The following is an 18051-nucleotide window of genomic DNA, read 5'->3' on the forward strand; positions in this document are numbered from 1 at the left end:
ATTATCTACTATAATTAGGTGCCTCTTTTGTAATAGTAACGTCGTGTGGGTGACTTTCCATCATTCCTGCCGAAGTAATTTTAACAAAACGACCAGATGCTTTTAAAGACTCAATATCCTTTGCACCACAATACCCCATACCAGCTCTTAAACCACCTATGAATTGCGTCATGCTTTCTACTAAATCTCCTTTATAAGGAACACGTCCCACGATACCTTCTGGCACTAGTTTTTTAATATCATCTTCTACATCTTGGAAATAACGATCCTTAGAACCATGCTGCATCGCCTCTACAGAACCCATACCACGGTAAGATTTAAATTTACGACCGTCATAAATAATAGTTTCTCCAGGAGACTCTGTCGTACCAGCTAGCATAGAACCTAGCATAACACAGTCTGCTCCTGCTGCTATCGCTTTAGGAATATCACCTGTGTAACGTATACCACCATCTGCAATAACAGGTACACCAGTTCCTTTTAAAGCATGAGCTGCCTCCATGATCGCACTTAATTGCGGGAAACCAACTCCAGCGACTACACGAGTTGTACAAATAGATCCAGGACCTATTCCTACTTTTACAGCATCTGCACCAGCATCTGCCAAGTATTTTGCTGCCTCAGAAGTAGCTACATTACCTACCACTACTTCTAGTTGAGGGAATTTTGCTTTAACTATTTTTAAAACATCTACCACACCTTTAGTATGTCCATGAGCTGTATCGATAACAACAGCATCTACTCCAGCAGCAACTAGTGCAGCTGCTCTTTCTAACGCATCACCTGTTACACCTATGGCAGCTGCCACTCGCAAACGACCGAACTCATCCTTACTAGCATTAGGCTGTAAAGTAAGCTTAGTAATATCTCTAAAGGTGATTAAACCTTCTAATTTACCAGAATCATCTACGACTAATAATTTTTCTATTTTATGTTCTTGTAGAATCACCTCAGCTTCTTGTAAAGACGTACCAGTCTTTGCCGTAACTAGGTTTTCTGAAGTCATCACTTCCTTTACCGACCTATCATTATCTTTTTCAAAACGCAAATCACGATTAGTAATAATACCTTTTATAAATCCTTGCTCATCGATTATAGGTATACCACCTATACCATGTTCCCTCATACTAGCTTTGGCATCACCTATGGTAGCCTGTTCTGTAAGAGTAACCGGATCGATAATCATACCGCTCTCTGCACGTTTTACGCGACGTACTTTTTGTGCTTGCGCATCAATAGTCATGTTTTTATGCAAAATACCTATACCGCCTTCTTGAGCCATAGCAATAGCCATACGACTTTCTGTAACGGTATCCATGGCTGCCGATATAACCGGAGCGTTAAGCGTTATGTTTCTTGTAAATTTAGTTTTAATACTTACTTCTCTAGGAAGCACCTCGCTATATGCTGGTACTAGAAGTACGTCATCATAGGTTAAACCTTCACCTAAGAACTTGGAATCGTGGGAGATCATGCAATAGAATTTTATTGCACACAAAGGTAACTTTTTAATTGCTGCCTTTATAGGTAATTTTATATTAAAAACAAGATATGTTGAACTTTAACCTTTAAAATATCTTTAGTTAATAAACATAGAACTTAAATTATAGCCAATTACCTATTTATTAGGTCAGACAAAAAGAGTTCTTAATTAAATTTGAGTATGACACTGACCTCAAAGCAAATAAAAGAATGCCTTACTCAACCAGAGGCAGCTGCACATCTAGCAGACCTAGTTTATATTCAAGACCAACATCTTTCCATACATCGTAAAAAGCATGGAAAAGGCTTCACCTATTTAATAGATAACAAAGAAAGATTAAGTGACGCAAAGCAATTAAAAAGAATAAAATCACTTGTCATACCACCAGCATGGCAAGAGGTACGCATCAGTAAAATTCCTAATGGTCATTTACAAGTGGTAGGAAGAGATGATAAGGGTAGAAAAGTCTATTTATATCATAACATATGGACTTTGCTACGTAATCAGACTAAGTTTTTTAAAATGTCCGCTTTCGCGAAAGCGTTACCCAAAATAAGAAAAAGATTACAAAAAGACCTAGACCTAAATGGGATGCCTAGGGAGAAATGCCTAGCTCTAGTGCTATCTATCATGGATTTAACCTACATAAGGGTAGGTAACCAATACTATGCAGATAAAAACAAAACCTACGGACTTTCTACTTTGAGAACGAAGCATGTAGATGAAGAGGATGGCAAAATTCTATTTTCTTTTACCGGTAAAAAAGGTGTTCAACAAAATACAACAATAGAAAACCCAGAGTTAATAGAATTTATCCACCAGTGTGAAGAGATTCCTGGATGGGAACTTTTCAAGTATTATGACACAAACGGTAAACACCACGCTATAGACAGTGGTATGATTAACGATTATATGCATGAAATAGCTGGAGAAATATTCAGCGCAAAAGATTTTAGAACATGGGGAGCAACTAGAGAGTTCTTTGAAAAAATAATAGAATTACCCCAACCAAAGTCTGAAAAAGAATGCGATAAAAACATTTTAAAAGGTTATGACGCGGCAGCTGCGGCATTAGGAAACACGAGAGCTGTGTGCAAACAGTATTACGTACATCCTCAAATTTCAAATATTTATGGCACTGATCAATTTGCGGATTATAGAGATAAAATAAGGTCTTATAAAGACGATGCTCTTTTTAGCGCATCAGAAAAATGTATACAAGAAATTATTGATGAGTTTGAGATAACATTTTCCCTAACCAAGGAATAACCCTATTTAATTTACCATTTATAGATAATGACATCATCTCCATCTAGAGTAGACAAGTATCTATTTTTAGATTGTGCAACATCACTTTGTGATTTCCCGTACACTGGCAATGAAGATAATACCTCACCATCTTTATCTAAAACATACACTCTATGCTCTCCAGTTTCTACCACGTGGATAAAATCACCGCTAGATAAGTGTTCTACTTGTGCTGCCAGATACGTACCGTATGGCAGCGTTATTTTTTTATTATTAATGGTAATATTATTATTATCCTGTATCAATTTAATAGAACTCGTAGCATCTAGCCCAGCGTCTTTATGATAAGAACCTGTATACTTGAGAGTCCCTTTAACAGGATCTAACTCCATTAATTTACCGCTCTCTGTTAGGGCAATAGCTTTGTTTCTATACAAGAATATTTGAGAAGTTAGCTTCACTTTTTCTTTAACCTTTGTACGCACTCCACCTGTCCTGTTTAATAAAGCTATTGAGTTATCAGCTTTGGCAAAGGTTATATAATCCTTCTTCCCTACACGTATATGTTTAGGTTGAGTTTTTATAGCAGCATCTTTTTTATACTTAAAACCAGTTACCGTTTTACCATCTCGATCTAGCATTACCAGCTCTTCTCCTTGTGTAACTAAAAATCGATAATCTCTTTTATTATCATAATCAAATACACTTAAAGGTTGCGTAATAGCATCTTTAAATCTTTTAGGATATGCATTAACATCTTTACCATTTCTATCTAGAAAATAAACTGAACTACCGGTTGCAAACACCATCTGTTTACGACCATTCTTATAAGCGTCTGTCACTTCTATATTTCCTAGAATAAGACCATCTAACTTTTTACTCCACCATTTTACTCCTGTATCTGATAACAAATGCAAGGTAAAATCTTCATCTTGAAACGCTACATCATGCTTCTTATTTAAATGATTAGGAAATAAGAATGGACCAGCCACAATCTTCTTAGGTGATTTATAAGTACCTACCTGACTTACCTGTTGCTCTACATCATTAGAATTTACAATAGGAATAAGCATATGATAATGAGCGTACTCGTCTTCATGAACATACTGACTTACCATTAGTGGATAATCATCTTCATTTAACTTCTCAATGACTTTAAGATCATTCTTACTGCTCTTTGATGCGATATTCTTAAATTCCTTGAGACTAGTTATCTTGAGCAGACTACTGCTAGAACTTAAATATTCGCTCGTGTTTTCCCACCACGATTGCTCTGAAAGTACAGTTTTATTCTGAAAATTAGATATAAACTCTTCAGGTGTTGTGGAGCTGTTAGAAAAGATAAGATGCTCTTCTATAACCGTGACATATTTATATTCTCTAGCCATTACAAGCGGTTGTATCGCAGCAGTTTTCACAGGGTTAGTCAGTTCATAAACCACTTGATCTCTGTAAGTAAACTTTGCTGTAGAAAGACTATCTAGATTCATAAAGATGGCCTCATATGGTTTTAAAGTAAATACCAGAGCATTAGTTTTTTCTAGATAAACTTCACTCATTTCTTGAGTATTATCTAGAATCTCCATGAGCTGGCTGCCTACTTTTACATCGTTGCTATGAAACCTTCTCAGATTATCAACTAACTGTGATGGCTTCTTATAAGTAACTGACTTTACACTGCGCAAACTTACTGGCACAATTTCTTGTATGCGATTTTCAGTAGATTGAATATTATTATATAAATCGTGATCCATTCTTACACTATCGCGATAGGTGATCACACCATCTAACTGTAGTGCAACATCATTAGGTTGCACCTCTAGTTGATACCATTGTGCATGATTACCGTTGTCATTTATATTCTTACCTAATAAAAATTGTTCCAGCCATTTCTTTTCTGTAGCCTTTACAAAAAAGGTATTACCACTTTTTGTTCTTTTATAAATTTTCTTAAATCCATCGTCAAAAACATAATCATCTACATTTCTTCTTATCAAACTTTCTATCACCAATTGAGAAGAACTAGCCAGATGCATTCCCTTATGGTTTATAGCAAAATAAGCCCCATCAGGTTTTTGTGTTTTAATAATCTCTTCATTATTATAATTAATCAATGATGTGACACTAGTAGAGTCATTAACTTGCTCAATAGGTGACGTGATAAGTGTAATCACTACTTCATTTTTACCTTGCATACTCAATGCTATTAGAGAATCGTCTTCTAGATCGTAGTATTTTAAAAATGATGCTGCAGCTTTCAATTCTTTAACACGTGAGAGATCAGCTACATCTTGATACAATGGGCTCGTACTAAAAAACTGATCTAAATCTTCAAGATTATCTGTATGCACAATAACCTTAGAGTCTGTAGGAATGCGATTTATAAGATCATGATTAATAACCTGATCTTCTTTACAGCCGGTAATTGTTAAGATAATAATTATAAAGACTAAAAAATGACGCATAGAATTGATTTGGATAGACAAAAATAAAAATGAAATTACTTCTAAACCACATATTTAAGAACAACTTATGTAACTAATATGAATTAATCTGGCAGTAATTTAAAACTCACACGATGATAAGGCGTAGCACCGTATTTTTTAATTGCAGCTCTATGTTTCTTAGTAGGATAGCCTTGATTTTGTTCCCAACCATATTCAGGATGTTCTAGTGCGATGGCAGCCATATAATCATCTCTATATGTTTTGGCTAGTATAGATGCCGCAGCGATATGTAGATACTTACCATCACCTTTTATAACTGTTGTAGACTCTATATCAGGATAAGGATTAAATTTATTACCATCCACAGCAATATGTTCTGGCCTTAACTTTAGCCCATCTATAGCCTGGTGCATCGCAAGAATACTAGCTTGTAAAATATTAATACGGTCTATTTCACCCATCATAACATGGGATACATGATAATCTAGAGCCTGCTCTTCTATTAATGTTCTTAATTCATACCTACGCTTTCGCGAAAGCTTCTTACTATCATCTAAAAGATCAGATTCAAAATCTTGCGGTAATATTACGGCAGCAGCGGTTACTGGACCAGAAAGACACCCACGACCAGCCTCGTCTGTACCACATTCTATGATCCCTTTATGTATTTGATTTAAAAGCATTTTCAAAAGTACATAATAGCACGAGTTTAAAAACGTTTAAATGGTTACTTTTGAACCTTGAGAGTGTACCCTTTTTTATGAAACGTCTTTTATTTTTATTGTTTTTAATGCCATTAGTTCTTTTTTCTCAAGAAAGAGAAATTTTTGAGCAAAATGGAACAGGAACATATGATAACCTTAACAACCCTACTAATGAGAAGGAGGTCAGCGTAAAAGGAGAAAAACCACCTATTACTGATTATCTAATCATCACTCAAAAGCGAGATACTACACATCTAGATACAACGCTTACCATGGCAAAGGATTTTAAATTTAATTTTTTGCGCAAAGATGATTTTGAATACATTCCCTTTCATAACGTAGGTCAACCTTATAATCAATTAGGTAAAAGTTTTGATCTCGATCTACTATCACCTAGAATGGGGTCACAAGCCAGACATCAAAATTATTATGAGATAGATGACATACTAGACTATTACGTCCCTACTCCACTAACAGATTTATATTTTAAAACTGTTGTAAATCAAGGGCAGCAACTAGAAGCTCTCTTTACTTCAAACTTATCACCTCAATTTAATTTTTCTATAAGTTACAAAGGAGTACGTAGCGCAGGAGATTACATAAACACCTTAACTAGCTCTGGCAATTTTAAATTCACATCTAATTACACATCAAAGAATAAACGTTATAGATTAAGAGTTCATACCGTATTTCAAGATCATTTTAATGAAGAAAATGGCGGTCTAGAAGCAGCATCACTTCAAGGTTTTATAGATGACACAGAAGATTTAAGTAATCGAGGTCGTCTAGAACCTAATTTAACCGATGCAGAAAGCACCCTAGATGGTAAACGTTTCTATATAGACCATGATTATGAATTAATAGGCGACAAAGACAGTACTTCTTATTATAGCGGTCGTATTTACAACAAGGCCTACTATGAAGATAAATTCTATAGATATTCTCAAGACACTGCCGATGAAGACTTTTTAGGAGAATCCTATATTTCTACTAATCTAGAAGATAAAACCAATCTAGAAGAAGGTATGATAGAAGCTGGTGCGTCTTATGAACACCATTTATTAGGTTACTACAAAGCTGGTGTAGCTAGACATAAATACAATTATGGGTATGACCGATTAATTAATCAAGCTAGCGGAGTTATAAATAACAGACTGATAGGTGAACTTTATCAATTTAAAGCAGAATTTGCAAAGCGCGTCGGTAAATTTGATATTACCGCAAACGGTGGTGTAAATATAGCTGGCGACCTAGACGGACAGTTTATAAACGGTCAGGCCTCTTATAAATTTAAAGATTTTGATGTAAAAGCTGGAATTGCGATAAGCTCCAGAGCTCCTGATTTTATTTACACACTTCACCAAAGTGACTACATCAATTACAACTGGCAAAACAACTTTAATAACACAGAGAAACAAGAGTTTAACTTCCGCATCAACTCTGAAAAGTTTTTAAATGCCCAAGTAACTTTCACCACCTTACAAGATCATGTTTATTTCTCTCAAAATCTCGTGGTTGATACCGATGGTAATACAACTGGATATAATGCAACGCCTATTCAAACTACCGGAGATATCACCTATTTAAAAATTAAAGTAAATAAAGACATTAAGTTTTTAAGAAAATTTGGACTTGATAATACCATCATGTACCAAAACGTGACACAAACTGACGATGTAATTAACGTACCAGATTTTACAGCTCGCAGTACTTTTTATTACAAAAACAGATTGTTTAAAAATGCTCTATTACTTCAAACCGGTATCACAGCAAAATATTTTACCAAATACTACATGGATGGTTATGATCCTGTATTAGGTGAATTCTACAGTCAAAACACTGATGAGCTAGGTGGTTTTCCTATGGTAGATTTATTTGTCAATGCTAAAATAAGACAGACTAGAATCTTCTTTAAACTAGAACATGCTAATCAACTTTTTGCAAGTAATACCGATTATTTTAGCGCACCGCGCAATCCATATCGCGACTTTACGATACGTTTTGGTTTAGTTTGGAACTTCTTTTTATAAGAATAAATCATAATACCCATCCTCTTTATACTTTTAAAACGAGTTCATAGAACATCCATTTTCAATAGTTTACACCCTAAAAAGAATTAAAATTATACGGTTTTAGAATTATTAAAAACCAAGGTTGTTAGAATTACGTAAATACATAGAAATATTAAAACTATTAACTATGAAAACTAAAATTTTATCAATTTGCTTAATCGCCGGTTCACTTTTCTTTACATCATGTGATGATGACGATAACATCAATGAAGAAAGAGCTGACAGAGCAGAATTATACGCCACTAGTGTAAACAATGGAGACATTACCATTTATGACTTCAGTGAAAACAACAGCGTTTCTACAACTACTTTAACAACTACTTCTACTTCTAATGAAGGTATCCAGTACGACGGTTCTACTGATGAATTATTTGTTGCCTCTAGATCTTCAAATAATCTTAATACCTTTGTAAATGTAGAATCATTTTTAACTGGTGGAGTTTCTGCAGTAGTTGGTACGAGTGGATCAGTTGATTTTGCAAGCCCAAGAGCATTAGCTGTAAGCGGTAACTCTATAGTTGTTGCAGATAATTCTAACAATGTATTTTATGTTTACACTAGAACTGCAAGCGGCCTGCAACTAACTAACCAATTCGACATTAGTTTTCCAGTATGGGGTGTAGAATTTGTAGGTAACGATCTTTATGCAGTAGTGGATTCTTCTGGAGATCTTGCTATATTCAATAACTTCTTGAGTAATTCTTCTAATGGAGCACTAGCTGCAACTAAAACGATTACAATAGAAGGTATAGTAAGAACTCACGGTATCGCTTATGACGCAGAAGACAACTTATTAATCATGACTGACATAGGTGCTGCAACTGGTACTGACTTTGATACTGATGGTGGTTTTCACATCATTAGTAACGCAACTTCTTCTATAGGAGCTGTTGCAGATGGTGGTACTCTTGCTATCGCAGGAATTCAGACTAGAGTTGCCGGTGCTGCCACATTCATGGGTAACCCTATAGATGTAACTTATGATACTAACACAAATACTGTTCTTATTGCAGAAATTGCAAACGGTGGAGGACGTGTACTAGGATTTAGTAATGTAACTGCAGGTGGTAATATTGCACCTACGGTAAACAATACGCTTGCAGGTGCCAGTTCTGTAGATTTTTATTCTGAAGATTAATTCTTAATAAATTTAAAGTATTAAAAAGGCTGTCCTATCGGACAGCCTTTTTTTTGAATCTTAATTTTTTTTTAACATAACATAGTTTACATTTGGCACTTGACTAATTATAAATCCATAATAGCCTCTTTGCTGTTGCTACTTTTTACTGTAGCGCAACTTTCTGTGGTTCATGAACTTTCTCATGACGACCACAGTCAGGAGTGTGCGATTTGTATAGTTGCTCATGACTTTCAGTCACAATCTTTTGATCTATCGTCTCAGATAGATTTTCAGGTTTTAGAAATTACTCCTTTTACAGATAGGATAGTTGTAGCTATCGCGTTTACAAAAACCGACTCTCAGCCTACCATCCACACCACTAGGCCACCGCCTTTTACTATTTAAATATCTTAAAAGGACCTAAGTCCTTACATAAAATAGTAATTTAAATACCCCTAATGTTTACGAAACAACTCGTGGCAATGGCTTTATTTATAAGCTTTTGTTACACAAATGCGCAAGATTGTGATCTTGTGCTCAAAGGAAAAATAGTAGATTTTCACGATTCACAACCTTTAGAACTTGCACAAATTTATGTAGTCCAACTACAAAAAACCTATACATCTACAGGTGATGGATCTTACCTCATACCAGACTTATGTCCAGGTATTTATGAATTAAGCGTATCTCACTTTGATTGTGAGATTAAGAAACTATCTATTGAAATAGTTGCAAACAAAACTTTAAACATTGCTCTAGAACATCATGTAAATGAGCTGGAACAAGTAAAAGTAATTGCAGACGTGCATGATAATCATGCTAGTACACAATCTAGCACCAGAATAAATAAGGAAACGATAGAAACCTATAGTGGTGCTACCCTAGGCGATGCACTTTCTACTGTTGCAGGTGTCAGCTCTTTAAAAACTGGTAACAGCGTTGTAAAACCTATAGTTCATGGACTTTATGGTAGTCGTGTTGCTATTGTTAACGATGGCTTGCGACAGCAAGATCAAGAATGGGGCATCGAGCATGCACCTAATATAGACGTGAATACCGCCAGTAGTATTCAAGTGATAAAAGGAGCTAGTGCCTTGCGATATGGTGGTGATGCCATAGGCGGTACTATTCTTATAGAACCTAGCCGTATTATATCAAAAGATACTTTGAATGGTCATGTAATTTTACAAGGTCAGACTAATGGTCGCGGCGGTACTGCAACCACTACAGTAAATAATTATCGACAGTCTGGATGGTACCAGCAAGCAACCCTAACTTATAAAAAACTAGGTGATTATGACGCGCCTAATTACGTACTTAGTAATACTGGTAGTGAGACAGCAGCAGCAAATCTAGCTTTAGGTTTTAAAAAATTTGAATACGGTGCTAGTTTAAAATACTCTTTTTACAACACAGAAATAGGAATATTAAGAGCCTCTCATATAGGTAATGCAAGTGATCTAGTACGTAGCATTAACTCTGGAGAGCCTACAGTTATTAATGATTTTACCCATGATATAGATGTACCTAAACAAGAGGTTGCTCATCACGGTATTCAACTTAATGCTTATAAAAGGTTTACTGGTTTAGGTAAATTGAGTTTAGACTACTCGTTTCAATTTAACAATCGTAAGGAATTTGATATAAGACGTGGTGATAATGCAGGTCGTGCATCTTTAGATATAGATCTACAGACTCAAAATGTAAGTCTATATGGATTAATTGATCGATTTGAAAAGACCACCTATGAGGTAGGCATAGATTACATGAATCAAGTAAATAGTCCTGATTCTTCTACAGGAGTAAGAAGATTAATCCCAGATTACAATGCAAATAAAGCAGGAGCATTTGCTAGCGTTACTCATTTACCTTCAGAAAATTGGATTCTAGATGCTGGATTACGTTACGATTATTATAAAATAGATGCCGATAAGTTTTACCTGCAAAGCCGTTGGGAAGACTTAGGCTACGATCAACAATTTCCTGAATTTGAAGTAAATGAACAAGGAAATCAAATCCTTACTAACCCTCAATTTGATTATAACCTATTTGCATTTACAGCAGGTGCGAAGTATTTATTTGATGATCATTATGATCTTGCTATTAATTTGAGTACCGCAAACCGTGCTCCTAACCCTAGTGAATTATTCAGCGATGGATTACATCATGCACTTGCTACCATAGAATTAGGTAGACTGGATTTAAAGAAAGAACAATCCTTTAAAATCAATACCACTCTTCACGGTAATGTAGGTAAACTAGACTTTGAGATTAATCCATACGTGAACTTCATTAATGATTATGTCCAACTCGTACCTACAGGGCTAGAGACCACTACTCGTGGCGCATTCCCTGTGTATCAATATGAACAGATAGACGCAAGACTTTATGGTATAGATGCTAGTGCGACCTATGATTTCTGGATTAAAAAAAGGTCTACAGAAATGAATTCAACTTCTAACGAACTTGTTTATAATGCGGTAAAATTAATTAGTTTCAATACTAACTTCTCTTACATACATGGTACAGACTCTAATAACGATGTGCCGCTTATAGACATGCCGCCTGCACAATGGCAAAATCAATTGACATGGCACGATGCATTAATAGAAAATCTAGATTTTAAGCTTTCTAACCAGTTGGTGTTTCAACAAAATCGTTTTCCTGATAACAATTACGAAGTGAGTATTCCTAATGATCAAGGGGAATTAATCACCTCTACTGTAGATATTTCTAGCACACCAGATTCTTATAATTTATGGAATGCTGGTTTAAGTTACGCTTTCGCGAAAGCGAATACCAAAATAAATCTAACCGTAAACAACCTATTCAATACAGAATACAGAAATTATTTAAACCGACAGCGTTTTTATGCAGACGATGTAGGTAGAGATATTCAATTACAAATCCTTTATAACTTTTAAATTAAAAACAATGAAAACAATGAAAAATTCAATCCAAATTCTAGCCGCAGTAGCATTACTTTCTATCGCATCATGTTCTGACGATGATGACGTAACAATCATCAATGAAGAAGAGCTTATTACAACTGTAGAACTAGAACTTACTAACCAAGCAGATGCTACTAACGTTGCTTTATTTAAATCAGTAGATAGTGATGGTGATGGACCTAACGCTCCTGTAATTACTATTACTGGTACTGTAAATGCAAATGCTACTTATGATGGTACGGTGCGTTTTCTTAATGAATCTATAGCACCTTCAGAAAATATTACTGAAGAGGTTATTGAAGAAGCAGATGAGCATGAGGTTTTTTATATCTCTACTCTTAGCGATGTTAGTATTGCAAAAATAGATGTAGATTCTAACGGTAACCCATTAGGTGTACAGACTACATTCCAAACTGGAGCTGTAGGTACTGGTGTACTTAATGTAGTATTACGTCACGAGCCTACAAAACCTAATGACAACACTTTATCTGGTGCAGGTGGTGAGTCAGACGTTGAGGTTGCTTTTACTTTTGAAGTAGAATAATTTTAACTAGATACTAGATAGATAACAGCCATATTTATCTAGTTTAAAATAGTGAATAGATTTATTGCATAAAAAAACCGCTCTTTACAGAGCGGTTTTTAATTTTATAGCGGTAGAAAATTAATCTACTGCATCTTCTATATCATCAGCGACATCTTCTACCTTGTCCCCTAATGTTTTTTCTTCTCTACAGCTTACCGTTCCTAAAGTGAACATTGCTGCTATTGCGATAACTACAAATTTCTTGATCATAATAATTTAGTTTAGTTAGGTTAATTTAAGTTGTTATTATAGAGGCTTTCTACCTGAAATAATATTTATTAGTACGACGATTACAGCAATTACAAGTAAAATGTGAATTAATCCACTCTCTCCCATTCCGCCACCTATGCCTACTAGACCTAGTACCCAAATGATTACACAAATTACTGCTACTAGCCAAAGTATACTTCTCATAATATTTCTTTTTTATTGGTTCGATACAAATGTAGGAATAGTCTGAGCTTACCTTTGTTAACAAAATAGCAATTCACCATAGTTTAACAAATTATCGTAAGGTATTCATAAAATAACGACACTTATACACCTATAAACATCGTTTTTATATAAAAAGCATAATAATACACCTTAATACCTCTCTGGATGAGCAATCACATCTTTAGCACGTGACTGGTGTTTCTCCAACAACTCTGGATCCATTTTTTTAAGTAAAGCCATCATCATATTCATACGTTGATTGCCTTTAAAATGTTCTTTTTTCTCTTCAAGAAAATTCCAATAAAGAGAATTAAAAGGACAAGCATCTTCTTCGGCCTTCTTTTTAGAAACCTTATAAGCACAACCTTTACAGTAATTACTCATTTTATTGATATAACTACCGCTAGACACATAGGGCTTAGTCGCGACCAGACCACCGTCTGCCCATTGTGACATACCTCTCGTGTTAGTAATCTCTACCCATTCTATGGCGTCAATGTAGATTCCTAGATACCACTCATCCACATAACTAGGGTCAGTCATGGTGAGCAAGGCATAATTACCAGTCACCATTAATCGCTGTATGTGGTGCGCATAGGCATTATCTAATGAATTATTAATAGAGTGTTTTAAACAATTCATTTTAGTCTCTCCTGTCCAATAAAATTCTGGGAGTTTATTTCTATTCTCTAACTTATTATTAGTTTGATATCCAGGCATGTAACTCCAGTACATACCGCGCATGTATTCTCGCCAGCCTAGAATTTGCCTTATAAAACCTTCTACTTGTGAGATGTCTATTTGTGGTGTTCCGCTTTCGCGAAAGCGAGATAAAACAGTCTTAATCACTTCTAGCGGAGAAAGCAGTTTACAATTCATCGCAAAGCTCAACCTAGAATGGAATAAGTAATCTTGATCGGTATGCATCGCATCTTGAAAATCTCCAAAATGAACTAATAAATGCTCACAGAAATAATTTAAAACGTCCAGCCCATCTTGCCTAGTTGTAGGCCAATTGAAATTATTAGCATCGATGCGACCGATGGTTTTAACTCCTTCTTTTTCTAGTAAATCTGTTATTTCAGTTACTCCTTTTCTAAAGCCTCTTTCATGTGGTATAGCAGTTTTCTCGTCCCATTTTTTACGATTGCTCTGGTCATAATTCCATTTACCACCTTCTGGTTCTTTATCGCCTTCTATCATGATGTCGTATTTCTTGCGCATATCGCGATAGAAATACTCCATAGTCCAGCGCTTTTTCCCTTCAAAGAATTTTTCTACATCTTTTCTTTTAGTTAAAAAATGCTCGCTGTCATAACCCTGCCATTCTATTTCTAAGGATTTACAAAAATCACGTAATTGCTGGTCCAGTCGCCACTCATCTGGTGCGAGGTATTCAAATTTTTCAATCTTATGTTCTTTAATAAGTTCATTTAGATTTTCTATTAAATCCTGAGTATTGTCTTTATGATCTAATTGATAATAAACACTTTGCCAACCACGATCATTAATCCACTCATTAAAACCACGCATAGCCATAAAAAAGGCAACCACTTTCTGAATATGGTGCGTTACATAATCTGTTTCCTGACGCATCTCTGCCATGAAATAAATCACGTGTTCTTGATCTTCTTGAAACCAAGAGTGCTGGTGGTTCAATTGATCTCCTAATATTAATCGTAGTGTTTTCATGGTAGTTTATCTATTAAGTTTATTGCCAAGCCATCACAAAATGGAACTACATTATTATATACCAAGTTTTTAAACTTAAATCAAAACCTGAATTAAAAAAATAGTCAAATTAAAAGTCTATTAACTAATCTGTTTTTAAAGTCAAAAATTTATGAGATTCCCTTGCTAATTTTCAATTTTAAAATAACCCTTCTTGCAGCCACAGTCGTTGAAACTTTCTATCACTATCATAACGGCTGGCTTGCAACTGGATATTAAATGTTCTATTTCTAGGGTCATTTCCTACTCCACTGTTATACATCCAGTTACCATAATTAGAATGCACATCATAATCTATAAGAATGTGCTCAAAGTAGGCTGCTCCTATTCTCCAATCTTGTTCTCTGTGCATGGACCAGTAGCTGGCAACATTTTGCCTACCGCGATTACTCATCCATCCTGTTGTGGACAGCTCTTTCATATTTGCATTTACAAAAGCCTCGTGTGTAGTACCATTGATCCATTTATCCAGCTCTCGTAAACTAGATTTCCATTCATATTCCTTCTGTAAAATACCACCTAACATGAAAATCTGACTTTCATGTTTAAGGGATACAAACTTGAAAAAATCTCTCCATATCAATTCAAAGATTAACCAGTAGGTATCTTGATTCTTTTTGATCTCTTTTTCAAATCGTTGTACTTCGTGATAAATCTGTCGTGCAGATATACAACCTATCGCCAGCCACGCACTGAATTTGCTGCTGTAATCTATACCTAGAAGTCCATTTCTAGTCTTTTTATAGTATTGAAGTTTTTTAGTTTGCCAGAAATAATGATCGAGTCGTTCCCAGGCAGCAGTCTCGCCACCTTGCCATGGAAAAGCACTGCGAGTGTCTTTTTTAAAGTCTTCTAGCCCTAAGTCTTTTAAAGTTGGTATTTGGGTTTCTTCAATTTGTGGTTTTACTTGAGTATAACCGTCTATACCGACTAATTCTCTAACCGTAGATTGCTTCTCACACTTCTTGCGGAATTCAGTAAAAACACGCGGTATTTGATTCCAACTCTCAAAAGGTACATCTTCTGGATGAAATAAAAATTGATCGTAAACACGATGTCCTTTTACCTGATTTTTAAGTCCTGCTTTTTCTATGGCTTTACCTAGGTCTTCTTCTTGTTGCAATTCATCTCGAGTCCATTCCTTTTGTAAATAGATGTTTTTAATATCGAGTTTATCGATTAAATCTGGAATAACCTGAGCAGGCGAAGCATGAAAAACTAATAATGGAATATTATATTTATCTAAATTGACTCTTAAATCTTCTACGGCTTCTCTTATAAATTGCGCTCTATAGTTACCGGTCTTACCAAATGGCAACTCTATATCTAGATCAAATTTACTGTTCTCGTAAAAATTAGGATCAAAGAAATAAACGCCTATCACCGCACCGTCATTCTCACAAGCAGCTTTTAAACTTTGATTATCTTGTACTCTTAAGTCGTTTCTAAACCAAACTAAATTATTCATACGGTATAAATTAAAATCTAAACTTAAATTTAAACTCAGAAGAAATATTTTGAATTCAAATCTTTCTTATCTGTCAAGCCTTCGCAGGGCGACTTAGTTAAATTCTATCTCAATGTATTTTTTACATCATCGACATATTAACAAATCACTTATTAGAGCTACATTTTTTACTGCAATATTTTACTGTCTCCCAATTCTTCTCCCATTTTTTGCGCCATGTAAAATCACGATTACAGACAGGACAGGTTTTAGTAGGTAAATTGTGTTGATTGCGCATGGACTATAATTCCGTTAATTTTTTACCTACCTGAGCGTATGAAAGTCTCTTATCTACTTGTGCTGTGGCATAACCATCTAATCCATTAATAGTAACTGTACCAGCTTTTCCTAGATCTAACCATCCATCTTGTGACTGGATCTCTTCTTTAAAAAATATATCGGTGATTTTACAAATTACTAGAATGCAATTATTCTCTTCTAGAGGGTATTCATTCACATATTCGGCAGCAATTTGAACTGGAGATTCTTTTACAAATGGAGCGTTAAAACCATCTCTTTCTGACAGCTCTATGTTTAATTCTTCAAATTCTGAAATACTTGCATCATACTTAGCACTAGATTGATGTGCACGTTCTACAAGAGTTCTACTCACATGATTAAGCGTGATTTCACCAGTCTCTTTAAGATTATAATAGGTATGTCCCACACCATGACCTAGCGGTCTTTGGACAAAACTAAATAAGGCTGGATCGCTACCTAGATGTGTTACACTGCTAAAAATAGCCACATTATTCACACCATCTTTTGATCGCGTCGCAAGCAAGTTGGCGCTTTTAAAACCAGTAATACTATTTACAAGATTACCTCTATAAATGCGCTCGTAACTTTTAAGTTCTTGTTGGTCTATGTGTTTCATTTGTTTAACTTATCAGCTCAAAGGTAAAACAAAACAACCTCGGTAGCTGTTTTTTAACTGTTTAAACTTTCCTAAATTGCTATCATGGATTTACAGAAAGCATTTGAGACCAATAAAGAAACCTGGAATAAAAAGACAGAGATTCATTATGAGAGTGATTTTTATGATAAGCACGCTTTCGCGAAAGCGAGAAACTCATTAAACTCTTATGAATTAAACGCTCTAGGAGATGTAACCGGCAAGAGTTTACTGCATCTGCAATGTCATTTTGGCCAGGACTCTTTAAGCTGGGTCAACAAAGGTGCTCTAGTTACAGCTGTAGACCTATCTGACAAGGCTATCGATAGAGCTAGAAAACTGAGCGCCGAACTAGAACTACCAGCAAAATTTGTGTGTTGTAATGTATTAGAAACCTCGCAATATGTAAAAGAGCAATTTGACATAGTATTTGCTAGTTATGGAACTATAGGCTGGTTGCCCGATTTAAAACCATGGGCACAAATGATTGCAGAACGTTTAAAACCTGGAGGCATTTTTTACTTAGTGGAATTTCATCCTATATTATGGATGGTAGACTATACAGAAGAAGAGCCTTCTTTAAAATATCATTATGCACAAAATGAAGCTATCTACGAAGAATATCCAGGCACCTATGCCGACCAAAAATCTGAGATGATATCTAAAGAATACGGCTGGAATCATTCTCTAAGTGAAGTTATTCAATCCTTGATAAATGCAGGATTAACACTAGAGCTATTTGCCGAGCATGATGGCAGTCCATACAACGTATTCCCTGATATGGAATTAAGAGAAGACGGACTTTATTATATAAAAGATGGTTTGAGCCCAACTTTATTTGAGGTAAAGGTTAGGAAAGGTGAATGATAATT

At 35.2% G+C, this 18051-nt stretch carries 16 protein-coding genes; 7 read left to right on the forward strand and 9 right to left on the reverse strand.

Annotated features, from left to right (window positions below):
* Position 1: 1 nt before the first annotated feature.
* The gene (gene guaB, locus ACJJVJ_RS06405; protein WP_104515555.1) at positions 2-1474 is read right to left on the reverse strand and encodes an IMP dehydrogenase; all 1473 of its coding nucleotides are present in this window, start codon (positions 1472-1474) and stop codon (positions 2-4) included.
* Positions 1475-1663: 189 nt separating this feature from the next.
* On the opposite strand from guaB, the gene ACJJVJ_RS06410 reads away from it, so the two are divergent.
* Positions 1664-2752 carry a DNA topoisomerase IB gene (locus ACJJVJ_RS06410; RefSeq protein ID WP_405369589.1) on the forward strand — a complete coding sequence of 363 codons (1089 nt, stop codon included), beginning with the start codon at positions 1664-1666 and terminating at the stop codon, positions 2750-2752.
* An 11-nt stretch (positions 2753-2763) separates the two neighbouring features.
* On the opposite strand, the gene ACJJVJ_RS06415 is transcribed toward ACJJVJ_RS06410, so the two are convergent.
* Together ACJJVJ_RS06415 and ACJJVJ_RS06420 are read right to left on the reverse strand one after the other, a co-directional pair.
* Positions 2764-5196, reverse strand: coding sequence for a hypothetical protein (locus ACJJVJ_RS06415; RefSeq protein WP_405369590.1), 2433 nt, complete (start codon positions 5194-5196; stop codon positions 2764-2766).
* Positions 5197-5279: 83 nt separating this feature from the next.
* Positions 5280-5861 carry a ribonuclease HII gene (locus ACJJVJ_RS06420; RefSeq protein WP_405371234.1) on the reverse strand — a complete coding sequence of 194 codons (582 nt, stop codon included), beginning with the start codon at positions 5859-5861 and terminating at the stop codon, positions 5280-5282.
* A 77-nt stretch (positions 5862-5938) separates the two neighbouring features.
* Here ACJJVJ_RS06420 and ACJJVJ_RS06425 point away from each other — a divergent pair, with 77 nt between their 5' ends.
* From ACJJVJ_RS06425 to ACJJVJ_RS06445, 5 genes are all read left to right on the forward strand, one after another.
* Complete coding sequence (locus tag ACJJVJ_RS06425; protein ID WP_405369591.1) at positions 5939-7912, forward strand: putative porin; 1974 nt, start codon at positions 5939-5941, stop codon at positions 7910-7912.
* Positions 7913-8081: 169 nt separating this feature from the next.
* Positions 8082-9092, forward strand: coding sequence for a hypothetical protein (locus tag ACJJVJ_RS06430; RefSeq protein WP_405369592.1), 1011 nt, complete (start codon positions 8082-8084; stop codon positions 9090-9092).
* A gap of 99 nt (positions 9093-9191) precedes the next feature.
* A complete protein-coding gene (locus ACJJVJ_RS06435; RefSeq protein ID WP_146080406.1) occupies positions 9192-9479 on the forward strand; it encodes a hypothetical protein in 288 nt (95 codons plus the stop codon).
* 53 nt (positions 9480-9532) lie between these two features.
* Positions 9533-11998: a TonB-dependent receptor gene (locus tag ACJJVJ_RS06440; protein ID WP_405369593.1), complete on the forward strand. Its 2466-nt coding sequence runs from the start codon at positions 9533-9535 to the stop codon at positions 11996-11998.
* A gap of 19 nt (positions 11999-12017) precedes the next feature.
* Positions 12018-12569, forward strand: a complete 552-nt coding sequence (locus tag ACJJVJ_RS06445; protein WP_405369594.1) for a type 1 periplasmic binding fold superfamily protein — start codon at positions 12018-12020, stop codon at positions 12567-12569.
* 120 nt (positions 12570-12689) lie between these two features.
* Here ACJJVJ_RS06445 and ACJJVJ_RS06450 read toward each other — a convergent pair whose 3' ends face one another.
* The 6 genes from ACJJVJ_RS06450 to ACJJVJ_RS06475 all read right to left on the reverse strand — a co-directional run bounded on the left by ACJJVJ_RS06450 (position 12690) and on the right by ACJJVJ_RS06475 (position 17161).
* A complete protein-coding gene (locus tag ACJJVJ_RS06450) occupies positions 12690-12821 on the reverse strand; it encodes a hypothetical protein (protein WP_262497513.1) in 132 nt (43 codons plus the stop codon).
* A 36-nt stretch (positions 12822-12857) separates the two neighbouring features.
* A complete protein-coding gene (locus tag ACJJVJ_RS06455; RefSeq protein WP_104515563.1) occupies positions 12858-13025 on the reverse strand; it encodes a lmo0937 family membrane protein in 168 nt (55 codons plus the stop codon).
* A gap of 171 nt (positions 13026-13196) precedes the next feature.
* Positions 13197-14738: a cryptochrome/photolyase family protein gene (locus ACJJVJ_RS06460; protein ID WP_405369595.1), complete on the reverse strand. Its 1542-nt coding sequence runs from the start codon at positions 14736-14738 to the stop codon at positions 13197-13199.
* A gap of 178 nt (positions 14739-14916) precedes the next feature.
* On the reverse strand, positions 14917-16245 hold the full coding sequence (locus tag ACJJVJ_RS06465; protein WP_405369596.1) for a DASH family cryptochrome: 1329 nt from the start codon (positions 16243-16245) through the stop codon (positions 14917-14919).
* Between the two features lie 145 nt (positions 16246-16390).
* Positions 16391-16522: a DUF2256 domain-containing protein gene (locus ACJJVJ_RS06470; RefSeq protein ID WP_104515565.1), complete on the reverse strand. Its 132-nt coding sequence runs from the start codon at positions 16520-16522 to the stop codon at positions 16391-16393.
* Positions 16523-16525: 3 nt separating this feature from the next.
* A complete protein-coding gene (locus ACJJVJ_RS06475) occupies positions 16526-17161 on the reverse strand; it encodes a flavin reductase family protein (RefSeq protein ID WP_104515566.1) in 636 nt (211 codons plus the stop codon).
* Positions 17162-17245: 84 nt separating this feature from the next.
* Here ACJJVJ_RS06475 and ACJJVJ_RS06480 point away from each other — a divergent pair, with 84 nt between their 5' ends.
* Complete coding sequence (locus ACJJVJ_RS06480) at positions 17246-18046, forward strand: class I SAM-dependent methyltransferase (RefSeq protein WP_405369597.1); 801 nt, start codon at positions 17246-17248, stop codon at positions 18044-18046.
* Positions 18047-18051: the final 5 nt, after the last annotated feature.

This window comes from Nonlabens sp. Asnod2-A12, from assembly GCF_045063745.1.
Lineage (GTDB): Bacteria > Bacteroidota > Bacteroidia > Flavobacteriales > Flavobacteriaceae > Nonlabens > Nonlabens xylanidelens.